The organism is Roseibium sp. R5, from assembly GCF_055755305.1.
In genome coordinates this window covers 4,902,031-4,926,915 of sequence record NZ_CM146910.1, presented here as the reverse complement: position 1 = coordinate 4,926,915, position 24,885 = coordinate 4,902,031, and the positions used below count along the sequence as shown (strand labels likewise).

The 24,885-nt window shown below is 58.6% G+C and carries 23 protein-coding genes and 1 tRNA gene; 8 read left to right on the top strand and 16 right to left on the bottom strand.

What is annotated here, in order from left to right; translation table 11 throughout:
• Positions 1 to 18: 18 nt before the first annotated feature.
• Positions 19 to 94 (top strand) — tRNA-Phe (locus AC0J4F_RS23105).
• 352 nt (positions 95 to 446) lie between these two features.
• Here the strand turns inward: AC0J4F_RS23105 and AC0J4F_RS23100 are convergent.
• From AC0J4F_RS23100 to AC0J4F_RS23070, 7 genes are read right to left on the bottom strand one after another with little or no spacing between them, the layout of a single operon-like run.
• Entirely contained in the window at positions 447 to 1,742 is a 1,296-nt protein-coding gene (locus tag AC0J4F_RS23100) for a BatD family protein (RefSeq protein WP_473024873.1), read from the bottom strand.
• Complete coding sequence (locus tag AC0J4F_RS23095) at positions 1,739 to 3,280, bottom strand: VWA domain-containing protein (RefSeq protein ID WP_473024872.1); 1,542 nt, start codon at positions 3,278 to 3,280, stop codon at positions 1,739 to 1,741. The genes AC0J4F_RS23100 and AC0J4F_RS23095 overlap by 4 nt, the downstream gene beginning before the upstream one ends.
• A complete protein-coding gene (locus tag AC0J4F_RS23090) occupies positions 3,277 to 4,260 on the bottom strand; it encodes a VWA domain-containing protein (protein ID WP_473024871.1) in 984 nt (327 codons plus the stop codon). The genes AC0J4F_RS23095 and AC0J4F_RS23090 overlap by 4 nt, the downstream gene beginning before the upstream one ends.
• Positions 4,257 to 4,727 carry a DUF4381 domain-containing protein gene (locus tag AC0J4F_RS23085; RefSeq protein WP_473024870.1) on the bottom strand — a complete coding sequence of 157 codons (471 nt, stop codon included), beginning with the start codon at positions 4,725 to 4,727 and terminating at the stop codon, positions 4,257 to 4,259. The genes AC0J4F_RS23090 and AC0J4F_RS23085 overlap by 4 nt, the downstream gene beginning before the upstream one ends.
• On the bottom strand, positions 4,724 to 5,728 hold the full coding sequence (locus AC0J4F_RS23080; RefSeq protein ID WP_473024869.1) for a DUF58 domain-containing protein: 1,005 nt from the start codon (positions 5,726 to 5,728) through the stop codon (positions 4,724 to 4,726). The genes AC0J4F_RS23085 and AC0J4F_RS23080 overlap by 4 nt, the downstream gene beginning before the upstream one ends.
• A gap of 23 nt (positions 5,729 to 5,751) precedes the next feature.
• The gene (locus tag AC0J4F_RS23075) at positions 5,752 to 6,765 is read right to left on the bottom strand and encodes an AAA family ATPase (RefSeq protein ID WP_473024868.1); all 1,014 of its coding nucleotides are present in this window, start codon (positions 6,763 to 6,765) and stop codon (positions 5,752 to 5,754) included.
• 36 nt (positions 6,766 to 6,801) lie between these two features.
• On the bottom strand, positions 6,802 to 8,019 hold the full coding sequence (locus AC0J4F_RS23070) for an AI-2E family transporter (RefSeq protein WP_473024867.1): 1,218 nt from the start codon (positions 8,017 to 8,019) through the stop codon (positions 6,802 to 6,804).
• A gap of 144 nt (positions 8,020 to 8,163) precedes the next feature.
• Here AC0J4F_RS23070 and AC0J4F_RS23065 point away from each other — a divergent pair, with 144 nt between their 5' ends.
• From AC0J4F_RS23065 to AC0J4F_RS23055, 3 genes are all read left to right on the top strand, one after another.
• Complete coding sequence (locus AC0J4F_RS23065) at positions 8,164 to 8,490, top strand: hypothetical protein (protein ID WP_473024866.1); 327 nt, start codon at positions 8,164 to 8,166, stop codon at positions 8,488 to 8,490.
• Between the two features lie 9 nt (positions 8,491 to 8,499).
• Entirely contained in the window at positions 8,500 to 8,991 is a 492-nt protein-coding gene (locus AC0J4F_RS23060; protein WP_133953022.1) for a phage holin family protein, read from the top strand.
• Between the two features lie 325 nt (positions 8,992 to 9,316).
• Positions 9,317 to 10,201 (top strand): homocysteine S-methyltransferase family protein, encoded by an 885-nt coding sequence (locus tag AC0J4F_RS23055; RefSeq protein ID WP_473024865.1) that lies wholly within the window; start codon positions 9,317 to 9,319, stop codon positions 10,199 to 10,201.
• A gap of 22 nt (positions 10,202 to 10,223) precedes the next feature.
• On the opposite strand, the gene hypF is transcribed toward AC0J4F_RS23055, so the two are convergent.
• From hypF to hypA, 6 genes are read right to left on the bottom strand one after another with little or no spacing between them, the layout of a single operon-like run.
• Positions 10,224 to 12,545 carry a carbamoyltransferase HypF gene (gene hypF, locus AC0J4F_RS23050; RefSeq protein ID WP_473024864.1) on the bottom strand — a complete coding sequence of 774 codons (2,322 nt, stop codon included), beginning with the start codon at positions 12,543 to 12,545 and terminating at the stop codon, positions 10,224 to 10,226.
• Between the two features lie 11 nt (positions 12,546 to 12,556).
• Positions 12,557 to 13,594 (bottom strand): hydrogenase expression/formation protein HypE, encoded by a 1,038-nt coding sequence (hypE, locus tag AC0J4F_RS23045; RefSeq protein ID WP_473024863.1) that lies wholly within the window; start codon positions 13,592 to 13,594, stop codon positions 12,557 to 12,559.
• A complete protein-coding gene (hypD, locus tag AC0J4F_RS23040) occupies positions 13,591 to 14,745 on the bottom strand; it encodes a hydrogenase formation protein HypD (protein WP_473024862.1) in 1,155 nt (384 codons plus the stop codon). The genes hypE and hypD overlap by 4 nt, the downstream gene beginning before the upstream one ends.
• A complete protein-coding gene (locus tag AC0J4F_RS23035) occupies positions 14,742 to 14,996 on the bottom strand; it encodes a HypC/HybG/HupF family hydrogenase formation chaperone (protein ID WP_008191248.1) in 255 nt (84 codons plus the stop codon). Before AC0J4F_RS23035 ends, hypD begins: the two co-directional genes overlap by 4 nt.
• A gap of 9 nt (positions 14,997 to 15,005) precedes the next feature.
• Positions 15,006 to 15,830, bottom strand: a complete 825-nt coding sequence (gene hypB / locus AC0J4F_RS23030; protein WP_473024861.1) for a hydrogenase nickel incorporation protein HypB — start codon at positions 15,828 to 15,830, stop codon at positions 15,006 to 15,008.
• On the bottom strand, positions 15,830 to 16,171 hold the full coding sequence (gene hypA / locus AC0J4F_RS23025) for a hydrogenase maturation nickel metallochaperone HypA (protein WP_447234688.1): 342 nt from the start codon (positions 16,169 to 16,171) through the stop codon (positions 15,830 to 15,832). The genes hypB and hypA overlap by 1 nt, the downstream gene beginning before the upstream one ends.
• Before the next feature lie 501 nt (positions 16,172 to 16,672).
• On the opposite strand from hypA, the gene cysQ reads away from it, so the two are divergent.
• Positions 16,673 to 17,500, top strand: coding sequence for a 3'(2'),5'-bisphosphate nucleotidase CysQ (gene cysQ / locus AC0J4F_RS23020; protein ID WP_473024860.1), 828 nt, complete (start codon positions 16,673 to 16,675; stop codon positions 17,498 to 17,500).
• A gap of 95 nt (positions 17,501 to 17,595) precedes the next feature.
• A complete protein-coding gene (galE, locus tag AC0J4F_RS23015; RefSeq protein WP_473024859.1) occupies positions 17,596 to 18,627 on the top strand; it encodes a UDP-glucose 4-epimerase GalE in 1,032 nt (343 codons plus the stop codon).
• A gap of 4 nt (positions 18,628 to 18,631) precedes the next feature.
• Here the strand turns inward: galE and AC0J4F_RS23010 are convergent, their stop codons facing one another.
• Entirely contained in the window at positions 18,632 to 19,381 is a 750-nt protein-coding gene (locus AC0J4F_RS23010) for a metallophosphoesterase family protein (protein ID WP_473024858.1), read from the bottom strand.
• A gap of 137 nt (positions 19,382 to 19,518) precedes the next feature.
• A complete protein-coding gene (gene purB / locus AC0J4F_RS23005; protein ID WP_133953011.1) occupies positions 19,519 to 20,847 on the bottom strand; it encodes an adenylosuccinate lyase in 1,329 nt (442 codons plus the stop codon).
• Between the two features lie 153 nt (positions 20,848 to 21,000).
• Here purB and AC0J4F_RS23000 point away from each other — a divergent pair, with 153 nt between their 5' ends.
• Entirely contained in the window at positions 21,001 to 21,483 is a 483-nt protein-coding gene (locus AC0J4F_RS23000) for an NUDIX domain-containing protein (RefSeq protein ID WP_133953010.1), read from the top strand.
• Between the two features lie 89 nt (positions 21,484 to 21,572).
• Positions 21,573 to 23,198, top strand: a complete 1,626-nt coding sequence (locus AC0J4F_RS22995; protein ID WP_473024857.1) for a L,D-transpeptidase scaffold domain-containing protein — start codon at positions 21,573 to 21,575, stop codon at positions 23,196 to 23,198.
• Positions 23,199 to 23,227: 29 nt separating this feature from the next.
• Here AC0J4F_RS22995 and AC0J4F_RS22990 read toward each other — a convergent pair whose 3' ends face one another.
• Positions 23,228 to 24,838: an APC family permease gene (locus tag AC0J4F_RS22990; protein WP_133953083.1), complete on the bottom strand. Its 1,611-nt coding sequence runs from the start codon at positions 24,836 to 24,838 to the stop codon at positions 23,228 to 23,230.
• Positions 24,839 to 24,885: the final 47 nt, after the last annotated feature.

Below are 24,885 nucleotides of genomic sequence, written 5' to 3'. Positions count from 1 at the left end.
CCCGCCACATCAAAGCACGCCCAGATAGCTCAGTTGGTAGAGCAGCGGATTGAAAATCCGCGTGTCGGTGGTTCGATTCCGCCTCTGGGCACCACTTTTTCCTTCAAAGATTTCGCCAGTTTAAGCAGCACGTCCGTGTGCTGTTCTCGAGATTCTGACTTCTGCCCGGCGGCGCCGATTTGTAAAATCGAAAACCGGGGTAACCGGCTATTGGTTGGGGACGATGTGGGCGCATTTGGAGTATCATCACTCCTCCATTTGCTTAATCCCTCACCACACCAATACGCCAAAAAACGCTTCCAGCTGCGTGCTGTGGATGACTGCTTTCCTGAATACTTTCAATTCGCTTGCACAAATTCAACGAATGAGCTCGGGCTATCGCAGATCACCTTACAAGGAAAGCAAACCATCAATGATTTGCGCCCTGGGACCAAGCGGCCAAACTCCTAACGCCCAACAGGATTAAGGGGTGGTAGGGGCGTTTTGGATTTACGCCGGACCTGCGTTTTCGCTTGGTGACGGACACCGGCGGCAGAGGTCTTGATCTGCGACCAGACATCATGGACAGATGCTTTTGAGGCTTGGCTTTGACTGCCATAAAGGGCACTGCCCAAAGCTGTAAACCCATGCTCAAGGGGTGCCCAGTCAGGTTGGATCTCCGAAGATTTTAACCGCTGCTTCCACAAAAGTCCGCTTGTGATCGCTGCCGAATAATCCTTGGCGTCGATGGCCTTGTTGAAGTGCCGGTAAGCAAGATATTCGGTCGCCTCATACTTTGCTTTTGCTCCATGGAACAAGGTCACTGCTTTCGGGCCGAACTTGCGCAAAAGCCACACGAAAAGACCTATCAGCAGCAGCGCGGCAGCGGCCCAATACGCCATGGATCGCCAGTTCAATGCCTCTGATTTCGGTTCTGCCGCCACCGGCGGGCCAGTCACAGCCAGATCAATCGCTGGAACGCTCACCGTTTCGACCTTTTCGCTGGTGAGGTTGTACCAGGAGAGTTTCTGTTCAGGAATCCGATAGTTGCCGGCGTTTTCAGGGACGATTGTAACTGTTTCCGTGCGGGTGCCGGATAACTGGCCCCGGTTTTCGGTCTCATTCAGGACCGGGGACGCGGGATAGTAGCTGAGGCCCTCAACCGGGTCTCCAGCACCAATCGGCGGTACAAACATCGGAGCGACCCCGGTGACCTTGATTGTGGTGGTTAAGGTCAGTGCATCTCCGGCAGACAGATCATCCGGTGTTCTGTCGACCTCCCGGGTCAGTGTCAGGGCGATTGCGGCCACAAAGGGCGTCAGATCCCTGGCGCTATCTGGCGCCTCGCCAACAATGGCAAAAGGCGCGACGTCAACCTCCGCTTTGATTGGCTGGCGGGTATCCGGATCCGCATAGGTGATTGTCACCGGGCCTCCGGGGATTTGGAAGGTTCCGGGCACCATGGGATAAAGACGGTAGGCGCGTGAAACCCCGGACCAGGTGTCGCCATTGACCCGTTCGCTGGTTGGACTTGACGCGCGCGATGGGAGCCGGACGACGACATTTTGCGCTTCGAAACTCGGGAACTCTGGTGCCGTCGGCATCCAGGTCGGCACCAGGATCGTGATCCGGAAGATCAGCGGCTGGCCAGGGATTGCGGTGTCCTGTTCAAGCGTCGTCCGGACGATCGGCTGCTGTGTTTCCTGAGCCTGAACGGCAGCGGAAATCAGAAAAAGCCAAAGGGCGAAGATGGCGCGGATCATTTTTGACCCCGTGCGGCTTCAAGTGCAAACCGGGATCTCAGGAAGTCACCTGTGCTGGTGTCCACCGTGCGCATCCATTGGTCGGCGGTTTCCGGAATGGTTTCTGATGTGCTCTGCGGTGGCTGCTGGCTGTCTGTGCCGCGCCCTGCCTCATTGTCATAAACAACATCGTCCGCGCCGATGCCGCTATCTTCTCCGGTATCTGATTGTTCGCGGGTCGTTTCAATATAGTCAAGAATGTAACGCGCAAGTTCGAGATTGTACTGAGCTGCCTTGTTGTCCGGATCCCGTTCGACGGCTTTTTCAAAGGCGGCAATGGCAGGCCGGTAAGAGCGGGATTTGATCAGTGAGAGACCTTCGCCCATCGCTGCATCCGTACTGTCCTGCCAGGCATAGAGCTCTGCTGCTTCTTCATATTTGCCGGCCCGGTAGAGCGCGGTCGCCTTCCATAATGGATCTTCAAAAAGGTCTGCTGCTGTTTGATAGTCCTTGTTTTCAAAGGCCATCTGCCCTTGCTGATCGGGGGTGAAGAACCAGTCTTTCCAGCCCTCAGCACGGGCCTCTACGCCGGAAAATGCAAAACTGGCCGCAACCAAGACCACCGCCCATTGCATGGTCCATCCCCGGCGGAACCAAAAGAGCAACAAAACCGCAGCGGGCAGGGCAAAGATCCACCCCTCGTCCTGCCATTGCTGGCGTTCATCCTGTGAGAGCGCGGCCTGGTAGGCCGCCGTGATGCGGCGCTGGACAGTCGATACATCGCTGCGATCCGCCGTCAACTCGACAACAGCTGTCCCGGCAATCTGGTTCAGTTTATCGGCCGCGCCAGGGTCCTGGCTGGCAAGCCAGAATAGGACCGGAACGCCGCCTTCAGCGGCATGCGTGTTGAAGGCCGACAGGTCTGCATCGGTAATTCGGTCGAGCAAGAAAAGGATCGTCCCGGGCGCTTCCTGGGCGGCCAGGATAGTGGCGGCCAAGGAGAGCGCGCCGCGTGCGGATTCTCCGTCCCGCGGCATGACACTCGGGTCGAGCCCCTCCAGAAATGGTTTGATCACATCCGGATCTTCCGTCGGTGGGACGACTTGATGCGCGGTCCCCGCATAGGCGACAAGCGCGGTTTTGGCGCCTGCACGCTTTTCAAGGAGGTCCAGCACCTTGTGTTTCGCGCGTTCCAGCCGGCTGGGCGGAATGTCGGTGGCCGTCATCGACTTGGAGACCTTCAGGACGACGACGAGCGGTGCGGTATCTGCGACAAGTGGGTTTGCGATCCGCGACCACGTCGGCCCGGCCGCGGAGAGAACCAGGAGGGCTAGCAGCAGGGCAACACCATCGATCGGGCGCAGGCGTTGGCGTTCCTGACTGCCGACGGTGAGGGCGGTGGCCAGATGCGGGGCGATGACATCGGGAAGGTCGATCCCTTGCGCCGCTGCCCGGCGCACCAGCCACCAAAGCGCGGCGATGGGGGCCAGCAACAACAACCACAAGGGGCGGATGAAATGAAAGGCGGCCAGGATGTCCGCGACGTGATCGGTGGTCATGCCGCCCTCCGCCGGGTTTTACGGGTGTGGAGGAGTGCCAGCGTGCCAATGCCGAGTAGCGCAGCCAATATCAGAAGCAAATGCCCTAGCGGTTCTCTCGGGCGGAACGAGCGGGTTTCCACTTCCCGCGGCTTTTGAGCGTCGATCCGGGCATAGGTCTCAGCAAGGCCGTTCTCATCTCCCGTAAAGTAGTAGGTTCCGCCTGCCGCATCCGAGATACTTTTCAAGGTACGTTCGTCCAGCCGCTGATCGCCGGTTCCTGCCGGATCGCCGACGCCGATCGAAATGATTTCTATGCCTTCCTTCGCTGCAATCGCGGCCGCATTGACCGGGGTCATGCGGCTGCCGGTATCAGCCCCATCGCTCAGCAGAATCAACAGCCTGTCGTCAATTTCGCTCGCCTGAAAGGTCTTGATCGACAGGCCGATTGCATCTCCGAGCACGGTATGCGGCCCGGCCATGCCAACTTCGGTTTGCTCAAGAAGCGCACGGACGGAGGCAAGGTCTTCGGTAAAGGGCGCCTGGACGAAGGCCTTGGCGCCAAAGACGATCAGGGCGATCCGGTCGCCATCGCGTTCTGAAATGAAGTCACCGACAACCCGTTTGACCGCATCCAGGCGCTGCGTGCGTTCGCCGTCTTGCGAGATAAAGTCGACCTGATCCATTGAGCCGGAGATATCGATCGCGAGCATGACATCACGGGCCGCCTTTTCCTGAATGATCGGCTCGCCGACACGTTCGGGCGCTGCGAGCGCTGTGATCAAAAGGCCCCAAATTGCGATGGCGGCAAGGTTTTGCAGTGTCGTGCGTTTGAAAATCACCGAACCGGCTTTCGGTGATTGGCCGACCGCGGCCGCGAGCCGGCGGAAGAATGGAAACCGCAACGCTGAAACGCGTTCCTGGTGGGGCGGCACAAGCAGATAGACAACAAGCGGCAGTGGCAGCAGAAAAAAGGCATAGGGGTGGGCAAATTCGATCATGCTGCCGCACCTGTGTGTCTTTTGATCCAGATTCGGATCAACGGCTTCAGATCGGCGCCACTACTGGTTTTCTTGTAAGGCGCTTCGGCGATGGCCTTTCCCGGTCCGTCCGAAAAGTCAGTTCCGCCATACGCATGATCCAGAAAGGTGAGCCAATCCGGGCCATGCAGTGCGGCCACGTCCTGACGCGCATAAGCTGAGAGGGCTGTCCGGCGCAGCAGCTCGGCAAGCCGCTGTGGATCGTTTGGGCAGGACGCGAGTTCGGCCAGCGCCTCACGGCGGTACGCCGTCTTCCGGCGCCAGAGCAGACACCTCCAGCAGCCAACTCCAATGATCACAAGCAGAATTGCGCCCAGCCAAAGCCATCCGGCCGTTTGTGGCAACATGGAAACGGGCGCGGGATCAGGCACTGGCTCCAGCAGATCGATCAGTTCGGTAAGATTTAGGCCGTCCCACGTATCGGTCATGGCAATGGCCGCCTGCCTACAGAGGTCAGCCCGGTCAGCCGTCGGACCTGCGGGATCGTGTCTTCACCAGCGCTCAACGGCAGAACTGGGAGACCATAGCGTTTTTGCCAGCTGAGGATTTCCGAAAGCCGGCCGGAGGAGAAATCGGCAAGGCGTTTGTGGATCTCTCCACTGGCCGTATCTAGTTCGACTTGGAGCTCCCCGTCCGATACAACCAGTTTGAGACCGGCCGGGATCTCTCCGGCGATTGGATCGGTCACCGGACATAAGATCAGGTCATTGGTGCTGGCGATCCGGCCGATCAGCGACGCGGTTTGTTCGTCCACACCATCGAAGTCGGAAATCACGATGACAAGGTGGTTCCTGCGGGCGATCCGGGCGGCAGTTCTCAGCGGTGTATTCAGGGACATTGGTGTGCCGATGGCAGGGGCGTCCGCCCGCAAAAGCTGATTTGCCCGTGCAATTGCCGTCAAGAACCGGTCGCGTGTAGGACGGTTGGCTTTCGGTTTGATCTCTGCAGCAAACTCATCTCCGAATACGATCCCGCCAACCCGATCACCCTGGTCGAGAATACGAAACGCCGCCAGCGCAGCCGTTTCCGCTGCGATGACCGACTTCATGGCATGTTGCGTTCCGAAGAACATGGACATGCGCTGGTCGACAAGGATCAGGGCCGGGCTGTCCCGCTCTTCGCTGTAGACCCGGACATGTGGCTTGCCGGTGCGCGCGGTGACCTTCCAGTCAATCGTGCGTGGATCATCACCGGGCAGATAATCACGCAGTTCTTCGAAGTTGAGCCCCCGGCCGCGCAAGCGGGAGGCATGGCGGCCATTGAAAACGCTCGCGGCCGGTTGACGCGGCAGAAAGCGCAAACCGCGTGCCTGGCCTTCTAGGGCGCGGAGTTGGGGGAGGGTGACATGAATGCGCGGGTCCACCTTGCCGGGCGGTTTCGATGGCTTGGCTGTCAAACCTGTCCGGGTTCTGGCCGCGTGGTCGCTCATCTCCGGGCTCCTTTTTCAGCACCTTAAGTCAGAGCGACGGTCTTGATTAGCTCATCGAGCACGTTGTCTGGAGTGATGCCGTCGCCTTCTGCCTCAAATGACAGGGTAAGACGGTGGCGGAAGACATCCGGTGCGATCGCCTGAACATCAAGCGGGTCGACATAATCGCGCCCATTGAGCCAGGCATGCGTACGGCCGCATTTGTCCAAGGCAATTGACGCTCTTGGGCTCGCCCCAATTTCAATCCAGCGGCCGAGTTCATCTGAATAGGCCCCCGGTGTTCGGGTCGCATAGACGAGATCAGCCATGTATTTGGCAATCGCATCAGAGACATGAATGCCGGAAATCTCGGCTCGTGCTTCAAAGATGGCTGATTGAGGTATCGCCGGATTTTCATCGCTTTTTGCGGGTTCGTGAGCATCTTTCGCGTTTTTCGCGGATGCTGCCAGCGCCTTTTGCTCTTCGGCCCGGACCAGCTCAATGACCTTTACCTCGTCCTCGACTGGCGGATAGCCGATCAAGACATGCATCAGAAACCGGTCCATCTGGGCTTCGGGGAGGGGATAGGTGCCCTCTTGTTCCACCGGGTTTTGCGTCGCCATCACCATGAACAGCGGTTCCATCTTGTGGGTCGTCCCGGACACCGTCACCTGCCGCTCTTCCATGGCCTCCAGAAGTGCTGCCTGCACCTTGGCCGGGGCGCGGTTGATCTCGTCGGCAAGGACGATGTTGGAGAAGATTGGACCCTGTTCGAACCGAAACGTGCCTTCGCCTCCTGCCTGATGGTAGACCTCGGTCCCGGTGACGTCCGAGGGCAGGAGATCGGGCGTAAATTGGATACGGCTGAAGTCGGCTTCCAGGTTCTTCGCCATCGCCTTGATTGCTCGGGTCTTTGCCAGTCCCGGCAGGCCTTCAACAAGCAGGTTGCCGTTTGCGAGCAGCCCAATGATCAACCGGTCAATCACACCCTCTTGGCCGATGATGGATTGCTGCATGCGGGCCTTGAGGTCCTTGATCCTGGAAAGCGCATTCGACATTGACGGGGTCCAATCTGCTGACTTCAAGAAATTTTTTTAAAGGGGTCTTTCAGGTTTTTGTCGTTTGAGCTCTTCAAGTTCTGCCCGCAGTGCATGGATTTCAGCCGGCACGATGCTCTTTTCCGGCGGATCGGGCGGGGCCTCTGCAAGATCTGCAATCGCAGGCTTGTCGGCAAACCCACCAGCCTGAAGATACTCTTCCAGAACGCTCCAGATGGTGATGAAAAGGCCGGCGATCACCGGCCCGATCACAAGACCGACCGCGCCAAAACTGGCAAGGCCGCCGAAGGTGCTGACCAGAACCAGTAAATCCGGCATTTTGGTATCTCGGCCCACCAGAAGCGGGCGGAGCAGATTGTCCACGGTCGTCACGGCCAGGCTGGTCCAGGCCGCGAGCCCTATCGCCGCGACATATTGCTCGTTCACCGCGAGCACGATGACACCCGGAATGAGGACAAGCGTTGGGCCGATGCCGGGTATGACAGACAGCACGGCCATGACACAGCCCCAGAACGCCGCGCCAGGAAGGCCGGCTGCCCAAAAACCGAGCCCACCGAGAAATCCTTGCGCAACGCCGATCAGGAAGGTGCCCTTGATCGTGGCACGGCTGATAGAGATCACACGATCGCTCAAGGTTTTTTGGACATCGCTCGGGAGCCCGGTATGGGCAAGAAGCTGATGGATCATGTTGGCGTTCTGCGGCAGAAAGAACACCATTGCGTAGATCATGATGAAGAGATGCAGAAAAAACGCGACCGTCCCGCGGGTGGCTTGTGAGAGGGCACCGACAAAGAAATCCGCGATCTGGCCCGCCGCCTCGCCAACTTTGGTTGCAATGGTTCTGCTGAGTTCGGCAAAATCGACCTTAAAGGGGATCCATGCTGGCAGCTGGTTCTGGATGGCATCCAGGTCGAGCGTTTCCACCCAGTCACTGATGCTCTTTGCAACGCTCGCCGCTTGGTCCGCGCCCAGAACAAAGATGGAAATCAGCGGGATCAAAACGCCGACGGTGAGGACCAAAAGCGTGAGGGTGACGGCAATGGCCGCTTTTGATCCAGTATGCCGGTACAGCCAGCGGTAAAGAGGCGCCGACATCGCACTGAAAATGGCGGCCATGAAAAGGGCGACCAGGTAGTCCCAGACAAGACCCAGGAACGCGGCGCCTATGGCCAAAGCTGTCAGACCGATGAGAAACAGTTGGAACCGGTGTTTCTCGCTTGGAGCGCCGTCCGGTGCTGTAGTGGTGTTTTCCATCCGGATCGATCTCCACCCGTGATTTCCCGGTTTCAGGTTAGGACCGAACACGACACCCGGACAAGGCAAATATTCTTCCGCTAAGTCTTTAATATGTCAGGGCAACAAGCTAGCATTGAACTCCTGTCTCAAGGAATTGGCTCCATGGGTACCTCGAGTGATCTTCAAAAAGAGATTTTGCAGCTGAAGTCTGATACCGGTGGAAGACGGTCCCGGCGTCGGCGTGATCGAACATCGGCTGCCAAGGCGAAGCTTGAAACGCAAACAGATGTACCGGACGCCGGCGACACACAGACGGATGCCGCTCCTGCCTGGGAGAGTTCGATCGCCAAAAGCGATCTCGATGACTTGGCAGATAAACTATCTGGTCTGGTGGACGACGCTGAGAGTGAAATCCGGGAACGACCTGTCACAATGGTTCTTGGCGCCTTCGCCTTAGGAATTGTTGTTGGTGCGCTGCTTCGCCGTTAGGAGGTATCCATGGATAGCATAGTAAGGACGATGCGCATCATCTGGCGCGCGGAACTGCTCATCATCGAAGCCAAACTCGGTGTGGCAGCCAAGAAGATTGGAGCAACGGCCTTTGCCGGCCTGATCTTTGTTTTTGGTCTCGGAATGCTCAATGTAGCAGGCTTTTTCGCTCTGGCGGAGATTTGGGGACCGGTCTATGCGGCTCTGGGTGTGGCGATAGCCGATTTCTTGATCGCAGCTCTTCTTATGGTCTGGGGATCCCGGCTCACCACGGGCCCAGAGCTCGACCTGGCGCGGGAAGTACGGGATTCCGGGCTAGAGGAGCTCGAGGCCAAGGCCGAAGATATTCAGGACGAATTCGAGGAGTTGCGGAGCGAACTCTATGCCCTTAAAGCGAACCTCGTCTCATTTTCAAAGAATCCGCTGGACGGTGCAATTACAGCTCTGCTGACCCCGATTTTGACACTCTTGATCAAATCGTTATCGAGCAAAAAGGAGTGAGGAAGAAGGAGTCGATAAGTGGATTTGCAAACCAATTGCGCTCTTGTCGTTAACGTGTGATCCGAACCCCAAACCTCTTGCTCTTTGGAGCGGGTACCGCTTCTAAATATTTGGCTTGTAGGGTGCCTTGAGCCGGGGGTGACCTTTCAGCAGTAGAAGCTGATAATACCGATCCAATCCATGTCTGACTGCGTAAGACTTCGCCTGTAGCTAGGCTGGGAGTTACTTCGCCCAAATCGATTTTGCCGCACGTGCATTCGAACGACGAACAACAGAACCCGAAAAATGCAGGTTTTCAGCCAAGGCATTTTGGAAACGGACAAGAATGAGCAACATCACGATCCTGGACGGCGGCATGGGGCAGGAACTGGTTCACCGCAGCGGGCGGGTGCCGAGCGGGCTTTGGTCCTGCGAACTCATGATGGAACGGCCGGATCTTGTCCGCGCCATTCATGACGACTTCTTCGCTGCCGGTGCACATGTGGCGACTGTCAACAGTTACACGCTTCACCACGACCGGCTGCGGCCCAATGGTCTGGATGATCAGTTCGAGCGGCTGCATCACCTTGCCTGCGACCTTGCCTGTCAGTCGCGGGATGCGCATGGCAGCGGACTTGTGGCCGGTTGTCTTGGTCCGCTTGGTTGGTCGTACAGCCATGACGGGGCGCCTCCGGAAGACCAATCTATCAATCTCTATGATGAAATCTGCCGGGTTCAGAAGGATTATGTCGACGTCTTCCTTATCGAGACAATCGCCTCTATCGAACAGGCGCGCGCCTCCCTGACCGCTGCCCTCAGGCACGACAAACCGGTCTGGATCGCTTTGACCGTCGATGATCAGGACGGGGGTGTCCTTCGGTCCGGTGAGCCGCTGCAAGAAGTAGTGAACGTTGTTAAGGAACTCGGACCAGAGGCGGTCTTGATCAATTGTTCGGTGCCGGAGGCGGTGACCATGGGCATGGCCGTTCTCGGACAGTCGGGCCTGAAAACCGGTGCCTATGCCAACGGGTTTACGGCCATCAAACCGGAGTTTCTCAAGAAGGGCAGCAGCGTTTCCAAGCTTGCCGCGCGCACTGATTTGACACCTGAGGTCTATGCGGGTCACGTGGCAGACTGGATTGATCTCGGAGCCACGATCGTCGGCGGGTGTTGTGAGGTCAGCCCTTCCCATATCGCGGAATTGTCCCGCCGGTTTGGCGCTGCGGCGTGATTGAGTGTAGCGCGGCTTGAGATTATGTCACCGCCGCGATCGCCGCCTGACCAAGCGACAGCCCACCATCGTTGGCGGGCAGTCTTCCGGGAACCAGAACCTCGAACCCGTGTGCCATAAGCTGTGCGAACAGCCCGTCGGCAAGGATCGCGTTTTGCATGACGCCGCCCGAGAGCGCGATTGTCCTGATATTCCGGTCCCCAGCAAGACGCGTTGCAAGGGTGCTGATTGCCTTGATGAGCCCCAGATGAAACCGGGCTGCGATCAGACCGGGAGCGGTTCCGCGCCCCAGGTCGCTCAACAAATCGTCCCACATCACCTCCCAGGACAAGATCCCCGGCATGCCGTTCGAAATGTTGACCGGATAGGCGGTTGCGCCTTGCAGATAAGGCCGGGCGAGAGCTTCCAATAATACGCCTGTCTGGCCTTCATAGGATTGGCGCATGGCGCATATCCCAAGGGCCGCGGCAACGGCGTCGAAGAGCCGTCCGGCGGAAGAGGCCATTGGCGTGTTGAGGCCGCTGTCGATCATCTTGTCGATTACGCTGAGATTCTTGCTGTTGAAAAAGTGGCTGAGGGAGGAACTTGCGCTCGAATGGATCCAGTCCGTTCCCAAGGCGGCCCGCAGATGCGCAAAGAGATTGCGCCAGGGCTCGCGGACGGCGGCCGCGCCTCCGAGCAATGCAACAGGCAGGAAATAGCCTGCCCGTTCAAAGTCCTCATAACCGCCAATAAGAAACTCTCCGCCCCAGATCGTGCCATCGCTGCCAAGACCGGAGCCGTCCAGGACAATGCCAAGCACTGGGTCGCTGCCCGGGGGCAGGCCGTGTTCAGCCATGCAGGCGGCAAGATGCGCATGATGATGCTGGACCTCGATCAGCGGAATGAGCTGGTCCGCCGCCAGCCGCCGTCCGGCTTGTGTTGAGACATAATCGGGATGGAGATCGACCGCGATGCGGTCCGGTTCAAAATCGTAAAGGTGCCGGTAGAGGGAGAGGGTCCTTTGATAGTCTTCAAGAACCGGTCTGCTCTCCAGATCGCCCATGTGCTGGGATACGACGGCGCTTGCCTGCCTCAGCTGGCAGAACGTTGATTTGAGTTCACCGCCCATTGCAAGCACCGAAAGGCATGTTTGAAAACCGTTGTTCAGCGCCAGTGGCACAGGGGCATGGCCTCTTGCCCGGCGCAGGATCACCGGCCCGCCTCGATCTGCCCGCATCACACTGTCATCCAGCCGGTTGACGATCTCCCGGTCATGCATGAGGAACCCGTCAGCAATCCGTCCAAGATTGCGCCTCGCATCCTCGTTGGTCGTGACTTGCGGATCTTCCGAGCGGTTGCCGGAGGTCATGACAAGCGGGCCCGGAACCGCTGCCATCAGGAGACGGTGCAGCGGCGTTGCCGGCAGCATGAGGCCGCATTGATCAAGGCCCGGTGCAAGGTGTCCGGAAAGGTCAGGCGTCCCGCCGGACGGAGCTCGCAACCTCAGTAAGACAATGGGGGCACTGCGGTCCTCCAACAGCGCCGCTTCCCTATCGCTGACTTGGCAGATTGTCCGTGCCTGCTCCAAATCGCACACCATCACCGCAAGCGGCTTGTGCGGCCGTTTTTTCTTCTCCCGAAGCCGGGCAACTGCCGCATCATTCGTGGCATCGACGGCCAGATGAAAGCCGCCAAGCCCTTTCAGGGCAATGAGCTCACCTGCCGACAGCCGCGATGCTGCCCAGCGGATCGGGTCGGTTGTTTCAATCTGCATTCCTTCGGCTTCGGCCCAAAGCTGCGGGCCGCAGGCCGGGCAGGCATTGGGCTGCGCATGGAACCGCCGGTCCGCCGGATTGTCATATTCGCTCTGGCATTCCGGGCACATTTTGAAAGCGGCCATCGAGGTGCTGGCCCGGTCATAGGGAATGGATGTCACGATGGAGAGACGCGGCCCGCAATGGGTGCAGTTGGTAAAGGCATAGCCGTGGCGCCGGTTGGCCGGATCAAAGATGTCGGCAAGGCATGCAGGGCAGGTGGCAGCATCCGGGACAATACCGGTGGTGGCAGGACCTTCAACGCTCCCGACAATCTGAAAGTCTTGCGGTGGCGGCCCAAAGGGCCCAGCAAGAACTGCTGTTTCGACGCTCACAATTTCAGAGAGCGGCGGCGCTTCGCATCGGAGCCGGTGCAAAAACCGTTGTTGCCGGTCAGCTGCACCGAAGATTTCCGCGAGCACACCGTCCGCATCATTGAGAACATGACCGGTTAGGCCTTCTTCCCGTGCCAGATGCCAGACGAAGGGCCGGAAGCCGACGCCCTGCACAAGGCCTTTGATCCGGACATGTGTTGCGGTCACGGTCATCAGCCGGCCTGTCAGCAGATCCGGGGCAGCTGTTCGCCCGCAAGCCAATCGACCACACGCACGCCGCCGATTTCCGTTTCCATCTCCACCAGATGGGCATCGTCCTCGGTGACCGTTCCGATCAAGGCCGCATCCCGGCCAAGGGGATGTGCTCTCATGGCCGTCAGCACCGCATCAGCATCGCCAGGCTCGCAAAAACACACCAGCTTGCCCTCATTGGCGACATAAAGCGGATCAAGCCCGAGCAGCTCGCACGCAGCCCTCACATCCGGCTTTATCGGGATAGCGTCTTCTCTCAGATGGATGCCGACCTTGGCGGTGCGGGCGATCTCGTTCAAGGTGGCCGCCAAACCGCCACGGGTCGGATCGCGCAGAACCGCGATCCCGGGTGCTGCCGAAATCATATCCGAGACAAGCGTGTGCAGCGCGGCGCTGTCGGAGCGGATTTCCGTTTCGAATTCAAGATTTTCCCGCTTGGAGAGGATGGCAACACCGTGATCGCCGATGTTGCCGGACAGGAGGATCGCCTGGTCGGGCTTCGCGCGCTCGACCGAGATATGAACGCCGTCCGGCACAACCCCCAGGCCGGTCGTGGTGATGAAAACCCCGTCGCCCTTGCCCTTTTCGACGACCTTGGTGTCTCCGGTGACGATCGGAACGCCCGCCGCCTCTGCGGCCTGCGCCATGGAGATAACGATCCGTTCCAAATCGGCGAGCGGAAAGCCTTCTTCGAGAATGAAACCGGCGGTGAGATAAAGTGGTTTGGCACCCGCCATGGCGACGTCATTCAAGGTGCCATGAACGGCGAGCGACCCGATGTCGCCGCCCGGGAAGAAGATCGGCGAGATGACATGACCGTCCGTCGACATGACAAGTCGCCCTGCTGCCGGTGGCAGCAAGGCCGAGTCATTGCCCTGATCCAGGATCGGATTGGTCAGATGGCGTTGAAAGAGATCGGCGATCAGCTCTGCCGTTGCCCGGCCGCCGCCGCCATGGGCCATGTCGATGCTACCGGCGCGCGTGGACAATTTCGGATCCTGAATATTCATGCCGCGGCCTCTTTTTGCGGCCTGGCCGTCTTGGTGCGGAAACGGCCATAGGTCCAGTAGGCCGCGCAGGCGCCTTCCGACGACACCATGCAGGACCCCATCGGCGTGTCAGGCGTGCAGACCGTGCCGAAGAGCTTGCAGTCGGTCGGTTTTTTCACGCCGCGCAAGATGGCGGGACACTCGCAGGACTTCACTTCGCGCGACTGTTTGGGCGAGATGTCGAACCGCTGTTCGGCATCGAAGGCGGCAAAGGCCTCCCGGATCTTCAAGGCGCTCTTGGCAACTGTGCCGAGCCCGCGCCATTCGAACGCGTCGCGGATGTCAAACACCTCTTCGACCAGCGCCTGAGCCTTGAGATTGCCCTCACGGGTCACGACGCGCGTGTATTCGTTTTCAACCTCGAAGCGGCCCTCATTGATCTGGCGGATCAGCATCAGGGTCGATTGCATCACGTCCAGGGGTTCAAAGCCCGCGATCACCACCGGTTTGCCGAAAATCTCCGCGGCGGGCTCATAGGGCTTTGATCCGATCACCGAGCTGACATGGGAGGGGCCCAGGAACCCGTCAATCTCCACGGTGCCAAGGTCCTGAACATCGGGCGACTGCAGGATATGGGCAATCGCGGGGGGCGTCAGAACGTGATTGCAGAAGACGGAGAAATTGGTGAGGTCTTCCTTTTGGGCCTGTTTGATCGCAACGGCGGTCGGCGGTGTCGTGGTTTCAAAGCCGATGGCAAAGAAGACGACTTCACGGTCCGGATTGTCGCGGGCAATCTTCAGGGCATCCAGCGTGGAATAGACCATGCGAATGTCCGCACCGTCTGCCTTGGCGCGGATTAGGCTGCGCTGTTTCGTGCCCGGCACCCGCATCATGTCGCCATAGGTGCACAAGATCGCATTGTGCCGCTCGGCGATTTCCACGGCATCGTCCAGCCGGCGCACGGGTAGCACGCACACCGGGCAGCCGGGGCCATGCACATAAGCCACGTTGTCCGGCATCAGGTCCTGAACGCCATAGCGGAAGATTGCATGGGTGTGCCCGCCGCAAAACTCCATGAAATTGTAGGTCCGGCCCGGATCAGCCTCGCGCCGGATGGCAGCGGAAACGGATTTCGCGAGATCCTTGTCGCGGAATTCGGAGACGTATTTCACTGGTCCGCTCCTGTCATCTCGTCGAGTTCGTCCTGAAGCACACCGGCCTCGGCCATCAGCTGAAGCGTGCGGGCCGCTTCGTCCGGGCTGACCTTGTGAAGCGCATAGCCGACATGAACCAGAACGTAGTCGCCAACGGCGAGATCCTCGACCAGCGCGGTCGAAATCCGTTTCTTGATGCCTTCCAGCGCAACGACGGCCATGTCGTCGCCGTCAAGTTCCGTGATCTTGGCAGGGATTGCGAGACACATGGGCGGCTCCTATTCCGCAGCATCTGTTGCGGCGGATCCGGCGAAAAGCTTTGCGCGGGCGGTGCCGATCCAGTCGATCCAGTCCTCAAGACCGTCTCCGGACCGTGCGGAGACCGTGAGCACATTGATCTCCGGATTGATTTTCCGAGCGTTTGCCGTGGCGATTTCGACATCGAAATCGACGTAGGGCAGGAGGTCCGTCTTGTTCAGCAGCATGACGTCGGCTGCGGCAAACATGTCCGGATATTTCAGCGGTTTGTCCTCGCCCTCGGTCACCGACAGGATCGCGACCTTGTGGGCCTCGCCAAGATCGAAGGCCGCCGGGCAGACAAGGTTTCCGACGTTTTCAATAAAGACATATGCGCCGTCTTGCGGAGTAAGCCGCTCCAGCGCATGACCGATCATGTGACCATCCAGGTGACAGCCCTTGCCGGTGTTGATCTGAAGGGCGGGGACGCCGGTTTCGCGGATCCGGTCGGCATCATTGGTGGTTTGCTGGTCGCCTTCGATCACATAGCAGGCGCGGGTCTTGCCGAGTCTCTTGAGCGTCTCCACCAGAAGCGAGGTCTTGCCCGAGCCGGGGCTGGAAACCAGATTGAGTGCAAATATACCGCGCTCTGCAAGGTGCCGGCGATTGGCGTCCGCGTAGCTGTTGTTCTTGGACAGGATATCCTGTTCCAGCTGGATCAGGCGGGACTGGCTCATGCCGGGGACCGAGGCTCCGGCATCGCCCGCGCCATAGTGATGGTGATGGTGAGCATGATGCCCATGTGTTTGTTTCTCGCCGTCTCCGATCCGGGTTTCACCGCTCCCGCAGCCGCAAACCGTACACATTACGAGACCTCCAGTTCCTTGATCCGCAGTTCTTCCCCGGTCTTGATCTTGAGCAGATGCGAGCCGCAGGACGGGCAGGGATCGAAACGGTCTTGAATGACAGCGGTCGTGCCGCACGCAGCGCAAGTCGCGGTTGCTTGCGGCTCGAAGATGTCCAGCTGCGCACCGTCCGCAAGGCTGCCACGGGTCACCACGTCAAAGCCGAACCGCAAGGCCTCCGGCTCCACTCCCGACAGGGGGCCGACTTCCAGGCAAACTCGGTCAACCTTAGAGAAGTTCTGGCTGGCCGCTTCGTCTAGCAAGATCCCGAGTATGTTTTCGCACAACGACATTTCGTGCATCGATTGATCCTCAAGCCCCTCTATTGCTGATCCCAACCGCACTGCAATTTATGACAGTCTGCCAGCCCACTTTGGAAGCGGTCCACGACATGGATCAAATGGCTGAAATAAGCAGGCGCGAATGTGACCTCGGCAGTCACACATCATGGCGCCACGGCGCCCTGAGACAGCTGCGCTTTCGAGCGACGTCACTGTTTGGTGACGGTATCCGGATGCGCAAAAGGTCTGTCGGCTCTCCCTGTTGTCGTCCCTGGATTTGAGCCGGGATCTACTCTCATCTCGGCCAGGATCAACCTATCAGTTTCGCGGGTAAGTCTCTTGGAGCGAGCGGATCCCGGCTCTCCGTTCTGCTGCGTCCGGGACGACATTAGCGGGGGCAACGAGGTGGGGATCTTGTAGAACGTGTCGCGAGGATCTGTGGCCTTGCGCCGGAGACAAAGCTGTTCCACAAGAGCGCCATCTTTCACTCAATACGGCGCAACGATGAGGGAACTCAAACAAATGACCGGGACGGCAGATGGCCAGGTGGAATCACTCTTGAACTTGGCAGTGGCTGCCGGGGCTGAGATCCTGAAGGTCTATGCCGAAGACTTCAGCGCATCGGTCAAGGGGGACGGGTCCCCGGTCACCGTCGCCGATCAGGCGGCAGAAGACGTCATCCTAAATGGCCTCGCAAAACACTTTCCGGATGTGCCTGTGGTGGCCGAAGAATCCGTCGAAGCCGGGCAGCTGCCGGAGGGCGGTGCTCGGTATTTCCTTGTTGATCCTCTGGATGGCACCAAGGAATTCGTAAAGCGCAACGGTGAGTTCACGGTCAATATCGCGCTGATCGATGAGGGAACGCCGATTTTTGGCGTTGTCTACGCGCCCGCGCTGAAGGAGATCTACTGGGGCGGCACCTTGCCGGGTGGCGAAGCGCTGGGTGCCTTTCAGGGGCAGGTTTCAGGTGGTCAAATCGCTGATGTTGGAAAAATCTCTGTTCGAAAGCCGCCGGAAGCGGGCTTGAGTGTTCTGGCAAGCCGCTCGCATTTGTCTGAAGAAACCGAAGTGCTGATCGCAAAGCTGAATGTTGCCGAGAAGGTCTGTGTCGGCTCGTCGTTGAAGCTGTGCTGGGTTGCTGCGGGACGGGCGGATCTCTATCCGCGAATGGCACCGACCATGCAGTGGGACATTGCGGCCGGCGATGCGGTGGTACGGGCTGCCGGCGGCCATGTGGTGCTTGCAGAAACCGGTGGGGACTTCGTTTACAGGCTTGCCGAGGGCGCGACTAAAGACGATCTGTGCAATCCGCATTTCATCGCGGTGAGCGACTTGGCGCTCTTGCCATGATGGGCGCTGACGCGCGTAAGGAAACGTGAAGGTCTTATCGGCAATTATGTCCTCGGCAATATAAGCGGTAGGCACGCGGGAAAGGCAACAGTGACATGACGATCCTGATCACCGGTGGCGCAGGCTACATCGGATCCCACTGCTGCGTGACCTTTCTGGAAGCAGGTCACGATGTCGTCGTGCTCGACAATTATTCCAACTCCAGCCCGGAAAGCCTCAAACGGATCACCGCGATTACGGGCAAGGAATTTGCTCATGAAGAGGGCGATATCCGAGACCGGGACACGCTTGAACGGGTGCTGAGGAAGTATAACTGCTCAGGCGTCATTCACTTTGCCGGGTTGAAGGCTGTCGGTGAGTCCACAAAGGTTCCGCTCAGCTATTACGCCAACAACATCACCGGAACGCTTGCGCTTTTGGCCGCCATGGAGGCGTGCAATGTGCGCCAGCTCATTTTCTCCTCTTCGGCCACAGTCTATGGCGAGCCGAAGTTCCTGCCCTTGACCGAAGATCATCCGCTCAGCGCCACGAACCCCTATGGCCGCACCAAGCTGATGATCGAGGAAATCCTCGGTGATGTCGCAGCAAGCGATCCGAGCTGGCGCTTTGGCATCCTGCGCTATTTCAATCCAGTCGGGGCGCACAAAAGCGGCCTGATCGGGGAAGACCCGCAAGGGATTCCGAACAACCTGATGCCGTTTGTCTCGCAAGTCGCCAGCGGTCGACGCGACAAACTCTCGGTCTTTGGCAACGACTATGACACGCGCGATGGCACCGGTGTCCGCGATTACATCCACGTGGTCGATCTGGTGGAAGGGCACCTGCGCGCCTATGAGGCCCTGTCTTCGCTCACAGACACGGACAACAGCTTTACCGTCAATCTGGGGACCGGAACCGGCTACAGCGTTCTGGAGATGGTGAAAGCCTTTGAACGGGCGTCAAACCAGGCGATCCCTTATACAATCGCTCCGAGGCGTCCCGGGGACGTCGCCGAGGTTTATGCCGACACAAACAAAGCTGCGGACAAGCTCAACTGGACCGCTGAACGCGGCCTTGAGGACATGTGCTCCGACACCTGGAACTGGGCCTGCAAAAACCCGAAGGGCTATGGCGCGTCGAGCGATTAAAACCCTACGACAAAGGCCCGTAAAAGCCACAGCGCAATGAGCGCCCCCAGCCTGGGCGCTTGTTCTTTTCCGCTTCTAGTGCCGCAGCTTCCCAGTCGTAAGGCAGGATCTTTTCCTGAAAACTCCATCCGGATGCACCTTTGGTCATCAGCGCATACCGCGCGTGCGGGCTGCCCACTTCCATCTTGTGTTTGTTCGGGTGGTCGTCTTCATAAGACGGCAAGCCGACGCTGCCGGGGTTGAGGATCGTCTGCCTTGTTTCATGAAGATGAATGACCCGCGGAATGTGGGTGTGACCGCAGCAGATGATCGGGGATGCTTCGCCCTTGAGCTCGGCAATCAACGTTTCTTCATCCGGCAGATGACCTTTGGGGCCCTCCACCTTTTCGGTCAAATACCGGTCGTCATTGTCCGGTGTGCCATGGCAAAGGAAAACGTCATCACTCAACCGGATGGTCGGTTGTGTCGTCTTCAGCCAGTCAAGGCTTTGCCGGGACAGGCCGTCGGCTGCAAAAGAGTCGGTCGGGCCCATCTTTTCAATCGGATTTTCAAGGACAATCCGATCATGATTGCCGCGCACCGTCGGCCACTTGGTGTCCCGCAGGATCGCAGCCGTCTCCTCCGGCCACAGAGGACCGGAGACGCAATCGCCAAGATTGACGACGACATCAGGAGCTTCGCCGGTAAGATCCGCCAGCACCGCTTCCAGTGCCAGCACATTCCCGTGAATGTCCGAAACAACCGCGATTTTCATGAGTGATTGCCCCATTTACACCCTGCCATCCCTGCAAAAGCAGGGATCCAGTAACCCGGAAAGATAGACAGGAACCCTGACAGCCGTTTGAAGGTCCTGGGCCCCTGCCTGAGCAGGGGCGGCACAGGGTCGTGCGGTCAGCTCTCCCCGAACACCCGCTCAAAAATCACGTCGACGTTCTTGGTGTGATAGCCAAGATCGAAGCGATCGCGGATTTCTTCTTCGGACAGGTAGTTGCGGACGTCTTCGTCATTGAGAAGCTCGGTGAGGAAGTCGACCTTGGCGTCGCCCGACACCTGATAGCTGTCCCAGACCTTCATCGCGTTGCGCTGAACGAGGCGGTAGGCGTCTTCACGGGAGGAACCTGCTTGCGTCAAGGCGAGCAGGATCCGCTGGGAATGCACGAGACCGCCGAGACGGTCCATGTTGCCCATCATGCGTTCCGGGTAGACCACCAGCTTGTCGATGACGCCGGTGAGGCGCGCCAGGGCAAAGTCGAGGGTGACGGTCGTGTCCGGGCCGATCATGCGCTCAACGGACGAATGCGAGATGTCACGTTCGTGCCAGAGAGCCACATTCTCCATGGCTGGCACGGTGGACATACGCACCAGGCGGGCAAGGCCGGTCAGGTTTTCGGTCAGAACCGGGTTGCGCTTGTGCGGCATCGCCGACGAGCCTTTCTGACCCTTGGAGAAGAATTCTTCTGCTTCCAGTACTTCCGTGCGCTGCAGGTGGCGGATTTCGGTCGCAAGACGCTCGATCGAGGAGGCGATGACGCCGAGGGTCGCGAAATACATCGCGTGGCGGTCGCGCGGGATCACCTGTGTTGACACCGGCTCGGCCTTAAGGCCAAGCGCTTTGGCGACATGCTCTTCAACGCGCGGGTCGATGTTGGCGAAGGTGCCGACGGCGCCGGAAATGGCACCGGTGGCGATTTCTTCGCGGGCATTCAACAGGCGCGCCTTGCAGCGGTCGAACTCCGCATAAGCCTGCGCCATTTTCAGGCCGAAAGTGACCGGTTCGGCGTGGATGCCGTGGGACCGGCCGATGGTGACCGTGTCTTTGTGCTCAAATGCCCGGCGCTTGATGGCCGCCAGCAGCTCGTCCATGTCCTTCAGAAGAAGGTCGGTCGCCTTGACCAGCTGGATGTTGAAGCAGGTGTCCAGAACATCCGACGAGGTCATGCCCTGGTGCACGAAGCGGGCATCTGGTCCAACGATCTCTGCAAGATGAGTCAGGAAAGCAATGACGTCATGCTTTGTCTCCCGCTCGATCTCGTCGATGCGGTCGATGTCGAAGGTGGCGCTTCCGCCTTTTTCCCAGATCGTCTTGGCAGCGTCTTCCGGGATCACGCCGAGCTCCGCCAATGCATCGCAGGCATGCGCCTCGATCTCGAACCAGATGCGGAATTTCGACTCCGGAGACCAGATATCGACCATGTCTTGGCGGGAATAGCGCGGGATCATCGCAGGTTCAGTCCTCGTCTTGGGAAGTGTTGGCTGCGGGATAGCAGAGCGCGCCCGGCCCTTCAATGGAAAGCCGCCGTTTTTGCTTGCAGCGGGCCGGGGAATATGACTGATTATCGCGCAACTCATCCATTTCTGGTGTCGGAGGCCTTCATGACCATCTGGCGACCCGCCAATTTCATCAACGTCAAAGCCCTGGCGCTCATCTGGCAAGATGACGCTCTGCTCCTGACCGAAATCTATGACGATCATGGCAATGTAAAGGGCATGCGCCCCTTGGGCGGCACTGTTGAATTCGGCGAAGCTTGGCGCGATACGTTGCAGCGGGAGTTCTTGGAAGAACTCGGTGCGCGAATCTCCCTGGGCAGCGACCACTTTGTCCTTGAAAACATCTATGAACACTATGGCCAAACCGGCCATGAGATCGTTTTCTTGTGCCATGCGCATTTTTCAGATGGGCGCTTCTACCGGCAAGATGCCATCCCGTTTCTGGAGCATGATGAAACCGAGTGTATTGCCAGGTGGATGTCGGTTGCAGAATTGAAGGCTAAACAGATCGAACTCTATCCCGAAGGCTTGATAGAGCGGCTCACCCAACCTGTCGCCGGCTCGGCTGTCAGCCGCCGATACAGCTAAAACGACGCGCAATCGCTTGATTCTTTGTGTGTCCGCCAGAAATACTGTGAGGAAGGTGTACGTGGAGACGGAAAGGGAGGCCGGTTTTGGTGCTTACACGGAACGCAGGTCTGCCAATCGGTTTCTTGGCGGTTTTCATTGTTTGGATGAGTGTGATTTCCGGCCCAACGTTGGCGAACGGGGGATTAGGGGACGTCCAGCGGGTTTTGAACACGCCGGAACGCCTGTCTCTCATCGTTGAAAAACGCCGACGGGAGATTAGCGCGTATTACGGGTCTGAAGATGCGTCTCTCTTATGGCTTGGAACGGACAGGGCCGCGGCCTTCTTGGATCTACTGGGAAATGCGCATCTCCATGGTCTTCGTCCGGAAGACTATCCGCGTGCCTATCTGGAAGCTGAGCTCAAGTCCGTCGACGCAGGTCTCAGGCCTGCGGAGGTCGCATGGATTGAGCTCCTGTTCACAGGCCATTTTCTTGACTTTGCCAATGACCTCAGGGCTGGCCGGGTAACACCTCGGGTGCTCTATCCTGGCGCCTACATGCCCGTGCACACAATCAATGGGACGGATGGCTTGAAGCGGCTCGCAGCTGCACCCCAACTGTCGGATTTCGTGTCGATTTGGGAACCGCAGGACGATACCTATCGCTTGCTGAAGACACACCTTGCGCGCCTGTATGCGGTCAAGGACGGCGGCGGTTTTACCTACTTGGATATAAAAGAAACGCTGTCGCCGGGCACACAGAGTGATCAGGTACCCAACCTGCGGCGCCGGATGTTCGAAGACGGTCTTGTCGGCGAAGGAGCAGGTGGAGAGCTTTTCGACAAGCGGCTTGCATTTGCGGTCGCCCAATCGAAACACAGATACGTTCTTCCTGTTTCCAGCGAGGTGACACCCCGGCTTGTCCGCGCGCTGAACATTCCCATCGAGCGCCGGATCGAACAGGTCAGCAACGCCATGGAGCGCATTCGCTGGATCCCGCCAGAGTACTCCCGGGTCAAGCTGTTCATCAATAAAGGCGAAAACCAGTTTGTATTCTCTGAGTCGGGGCGTGTGGTGATGGAAGGCCAGGCTTTCGCCAACTGCCCGGACAGAAACCATGCGAATACGGCGACAGCCATTGAAGCTGTGACCTTTCATCCAACCTGGCAGGTTCCTCTGGAGTTTCTTGGAAATGAATTGCTGCCGCGATTGAAGGACGATCCGGCGGAAGTTGAGGGTGTTGGGTACTATTTGAGACGGAAAGGGGCGGATGTGCCGCTCAGTTCGCTCCCCTGGGGACAGGCAACGCCGCGCGCCATCAACCGTTTTAAGGACGAGTTCAATCTCTATCTGCCAGCTTCAGACGAAAATCCGCTTGGAAGCTATGCATTCCGGCTCCGGCAAGAACAGAAACTGGCGTTGTTCCATCTGGATTCTGCCCCGGAAGACGGTGTGTTCTGCAACCCCTATCTTCCGGAAAATGCGTTTGGAATTGTCGATGGGTTGGCGTTGCTGGAACAGGTGATCGAGCCGAGGGTGTTTCCGGCCGAGGGAATTGAAAACCGGCTCGCACGGGGGGATACGATTACATTTCCGGCCCGGTCAGGCCTGATGGCCGTTGCAACGCACCAGTCCGTGTGGTTGCAGCATCAAGGCGCAATTCGTTTTGGCCATGACCCTTACCTTGAAGATGCACGGCTCACGGCCGCTTTGTCCGGGCGGCCAAAACCCTAGCTCTGTCTCGCGGAACACACCTGCTGGCATCAGGTTTTTCGAAACGGCCCTTCATAGATGTCGTCTTCCAGGGTGCCGTATTCAGCCAACTCTTCGATCTTTTCCTGCGCCATGTAGCGGGCGAATTTCTCTTGCGGCAGTCTCAGGTGAATGGCTCCGACATAGATCACCGTTGCGAACACTGCGATCAGAAGAATGTCCGGGCCGAGCGGCAAAATTCCAGATCCGCCCCCAAAGGAGCCTAGATAAGAAAATACAACAATCCCGATGAGATAGGGCACCAGCCAGGACGCCTCCCGCCAATCGAGGTTGGCGTAACCAATGTGATATCCGCGGATCATCAGAAGCCCAAATCCTGCGGCAAGGCTGAGCCCCAAATGAAGCATGGTATGCCAGCCGGTCCAGTAGATGATCAGGGTTGCAACGACAAAAGCCAGACAGCCAAGAACTGGCGCGGCGGGTAAGGTGAAGGCACGGGGTGCATCAGGAAGCAGCTTTCTCAAGGCGACCACAGCGATCGGTCCGACAATGAAAGACAGAACGATGGTCGAGGTGTTCAGCGCAAGCACTTCATCGAAGGGGAGCGCAAAGAAAAAGAGCGCTGCGACAGCAAAATTGACGAGCAGCGAAAACAGCGGCACGCCCTTGTCCGACAACGTTTCCATGAATTTCGGGAACAGCCCGTTCTGAGCCATAGCAAGTCCCAGCCGGGCGTTGGACCCCACCGAAACGAGGCCGGAGGCGAAACTCGAAATCCTGGCTGTGGTGTCCAGCAAGCTGACGACCCAAAGAGCGCCAACGGCTGTTGCCAGTGCCGCGAGAGGGCCGAGGTCGCCGCCGAAATGCAGTCCTGACCAGCCGTTTTGCAGCTGGGCTGCATCCAATGCGCCAAGGAATGCAATCTGCAGTCCGCCATAGACAAACAGGCAGATCAACAAGCTCAGGATCAGGGCGAGCGGGATATTGACCTTCGGGTTTTTTGCCTCGCCGGCCAAATCGATGACATGCCGGAAGCCAAGGAGCGAGAAAATCACGCCGCCGGAAGAGATGGCGGCGAGGATGCCCTTCAGACCCTCCGGTGCAAAACCGCCATGGTTCGTGAAGTTGGACGGTTTGAAGCTGAGACTGATGATCACGACCGCCAGAAGAACCGGCACCAGGATTTTCAGCCAGGTCAATGCCGTGTTGATCCTGGCGAAGAGCTTGACGCCAAATGCGTTGATCACGGTGAAAACGGCCAGGAGCACGAGGGCGACTGCGAGCCCTCCGGTGCTAAGCTCGTTGTCGTTCAAATAAAGCCAGGGGGCCAACGTCTTGGAATACCGAAGGATGGCCTCGACCTCGATAGTAGCTGCCGTGTTGTAGCCAACCCAAGCGGTCCATCCCATTGCCATCGAGACGACTGTTCCATGAGAAAACTGAGGCACCCGCCCGATGCCGCCAGCGACCGGCAGAATTGTGGAGATTTCCGCAAATGTGATCGCAATCAACAGCATTGCAACACCGCCGATCAACCAGGCAATCAGCGAGGCCGGACCGGCAGACTGCGCGGCGATCATCGGAACAAACAGCCAGCCTGACCCAAGAATTCCGCTGATAGCGACAAACGTGAGGCCAAGCAGACCAATGTTGCGTTGCATATGTGCCAAACGACACCCCCAGACTTTGCACTTCAGCTTAGCCGAAG

Bases quoted from the DNA above. Each gene is read 5' to 3' on its own strand.
- cysQ (WP_473024860.1), top strand. From the start codon at position 16,673: ATGACCGGGACGGCAGATGGCCAGGTGGAATCACTCTTGAACTTGGCA.
- AC0J4F_RS23000 (WP_133953010.1), top strand. From the start codon at position 21,001: ATGACCATCTGGCGACCCGCCAATTTCATCAACGTCAAAGCCCTGGCG.
- hypF (WP_473024864.1), bottom strand. From the start codon at position 12,545: ATGACCGTGACCGCAACACATGTCCGGATCAAAGGCCTTGTGCAGGGC.
- purB (WP_133953011.1), bottom strand. From the start codon at position 20,847: ATGATCCCGCGCTATTCCCGCCAAGACATGGTCGATATCTGGTCTCCG.
- AC0J4F_RS23035 (WP_008191248.1), bottom strand. From the start codon at position 14,996: ATGTGTCTCGCAATCCCTGCCAAGATCACGGAACTTGACGGCGACGAC.
- AC0J4F_RS23085 (WP_473024870.1), bottom strand. From the start codon at position 4,727: ATGACCGATACGTGGGACGGCCTAAATCTTACCGAACTGATCGATCTG.
- AC0J4F_RS23065 (WP_473024866.1), top strand. From the start codon at position 8,164: ATGGGTACCTCGAGTGATCTTCAAAAAGAGATTTTGCAGCTGAAGTCT.
- AC0J4F_RS23055 (WP_473024865.1), top strand. From the start codon at position 9,317: ATGAGCAACATCACGATCCTGGACGGCGGCATGGGGCAGGAACTGGTT.
- AC0J4F_RS23100 (WP_473024873.1), bottom strand. From the start codon at position 1,742: ATGATCCGCGCCATCTTCGCCCTTTGGCTTTTTCTGATTTCCGCTGCC.
- AC0J4F_RS23060 (WP_133953022.1), top strand. From the start codon at position 8,500: ATGGATAGCATAGTAAGGACGATGCGCATCATCTGGCGCGCGGAACTG.
- AC0J4F_RS23010 (WP_473024858.1), bottom strand. From the start codon at position 19,381: ATGAAAATCGCGGTTGTTTCGGACATTCACGGGAATGTGCTGGCACTG.
- hypB (WP_473024861.1), bottom strand. From the start codon at position 15,830: ATGTGTACGGTTTGCGGCTGCGGGAGCGGTGAAACCCGGATCGGAGAC.
- AC0J4F_RS23080 (WP_473024869.1), bottom strand. From the start codon at position 5,728: ATGAGCGACCACGCGGCCAGAACCCGGACAGGTTTGACAGCCAAGCCA.
- hypE (WP_473024863.1), bottom strand. From the start codon at position 13,594: ATGAATATTCAGGATCCGAAATTGTCCACGCGCGCCGGTAGCATCGAC.
- hypA (WP_447234688.1), bottom strand. From the start codon at position 16,171: ATGCACGAAATGTCGTTGTGCGAAAACATACTCGGGATCTTGCTAGAC.
- AC0J4F_RS23095 (WP_473024872.1), bottom strand. From the start codon at position 3,280: ATGACCACCGATCACGTCGCGGACATCCTGGCCGCCTTTCATTTCATC.
- AC0J4F_RS23070 (WP_473024867.1), bottom strand. From the start codon at position 8,019: ATGGAAAACACCACTACAGCACCGGACGGCGCTCCAAGCGAGAAACAC.
- AC0J4F_RS23090 (WP_473024871.1), bottom strand. From the start codon at position 4,260: ATGATCGAATTTGCCCACCCCTATGCCTTTTTTCTGCTGCCACTGCCG.
- AC0J4F_RS23075 (WP_473024868.1), bottom strand. From the start codon at position 6,765: ATGTCGAATGCGCTTTCCAGGATCAAGGACCTCAAGGCCCGCATGCAG.
- galE (WP_473024859.1), top strand. From the start codon at position 17,596: ATGACGATCCTGATCACCGGTGGCGCAGGCTACATCGGATCCCACTGC.
- AC0J4F_RS22990 (WP_133953083.1), bottom strand. From the start codon at position 24,838: ATGCAACGCAACATTGGTCTGCTTGGCCTCACGTTTGTCGCTATCAGC.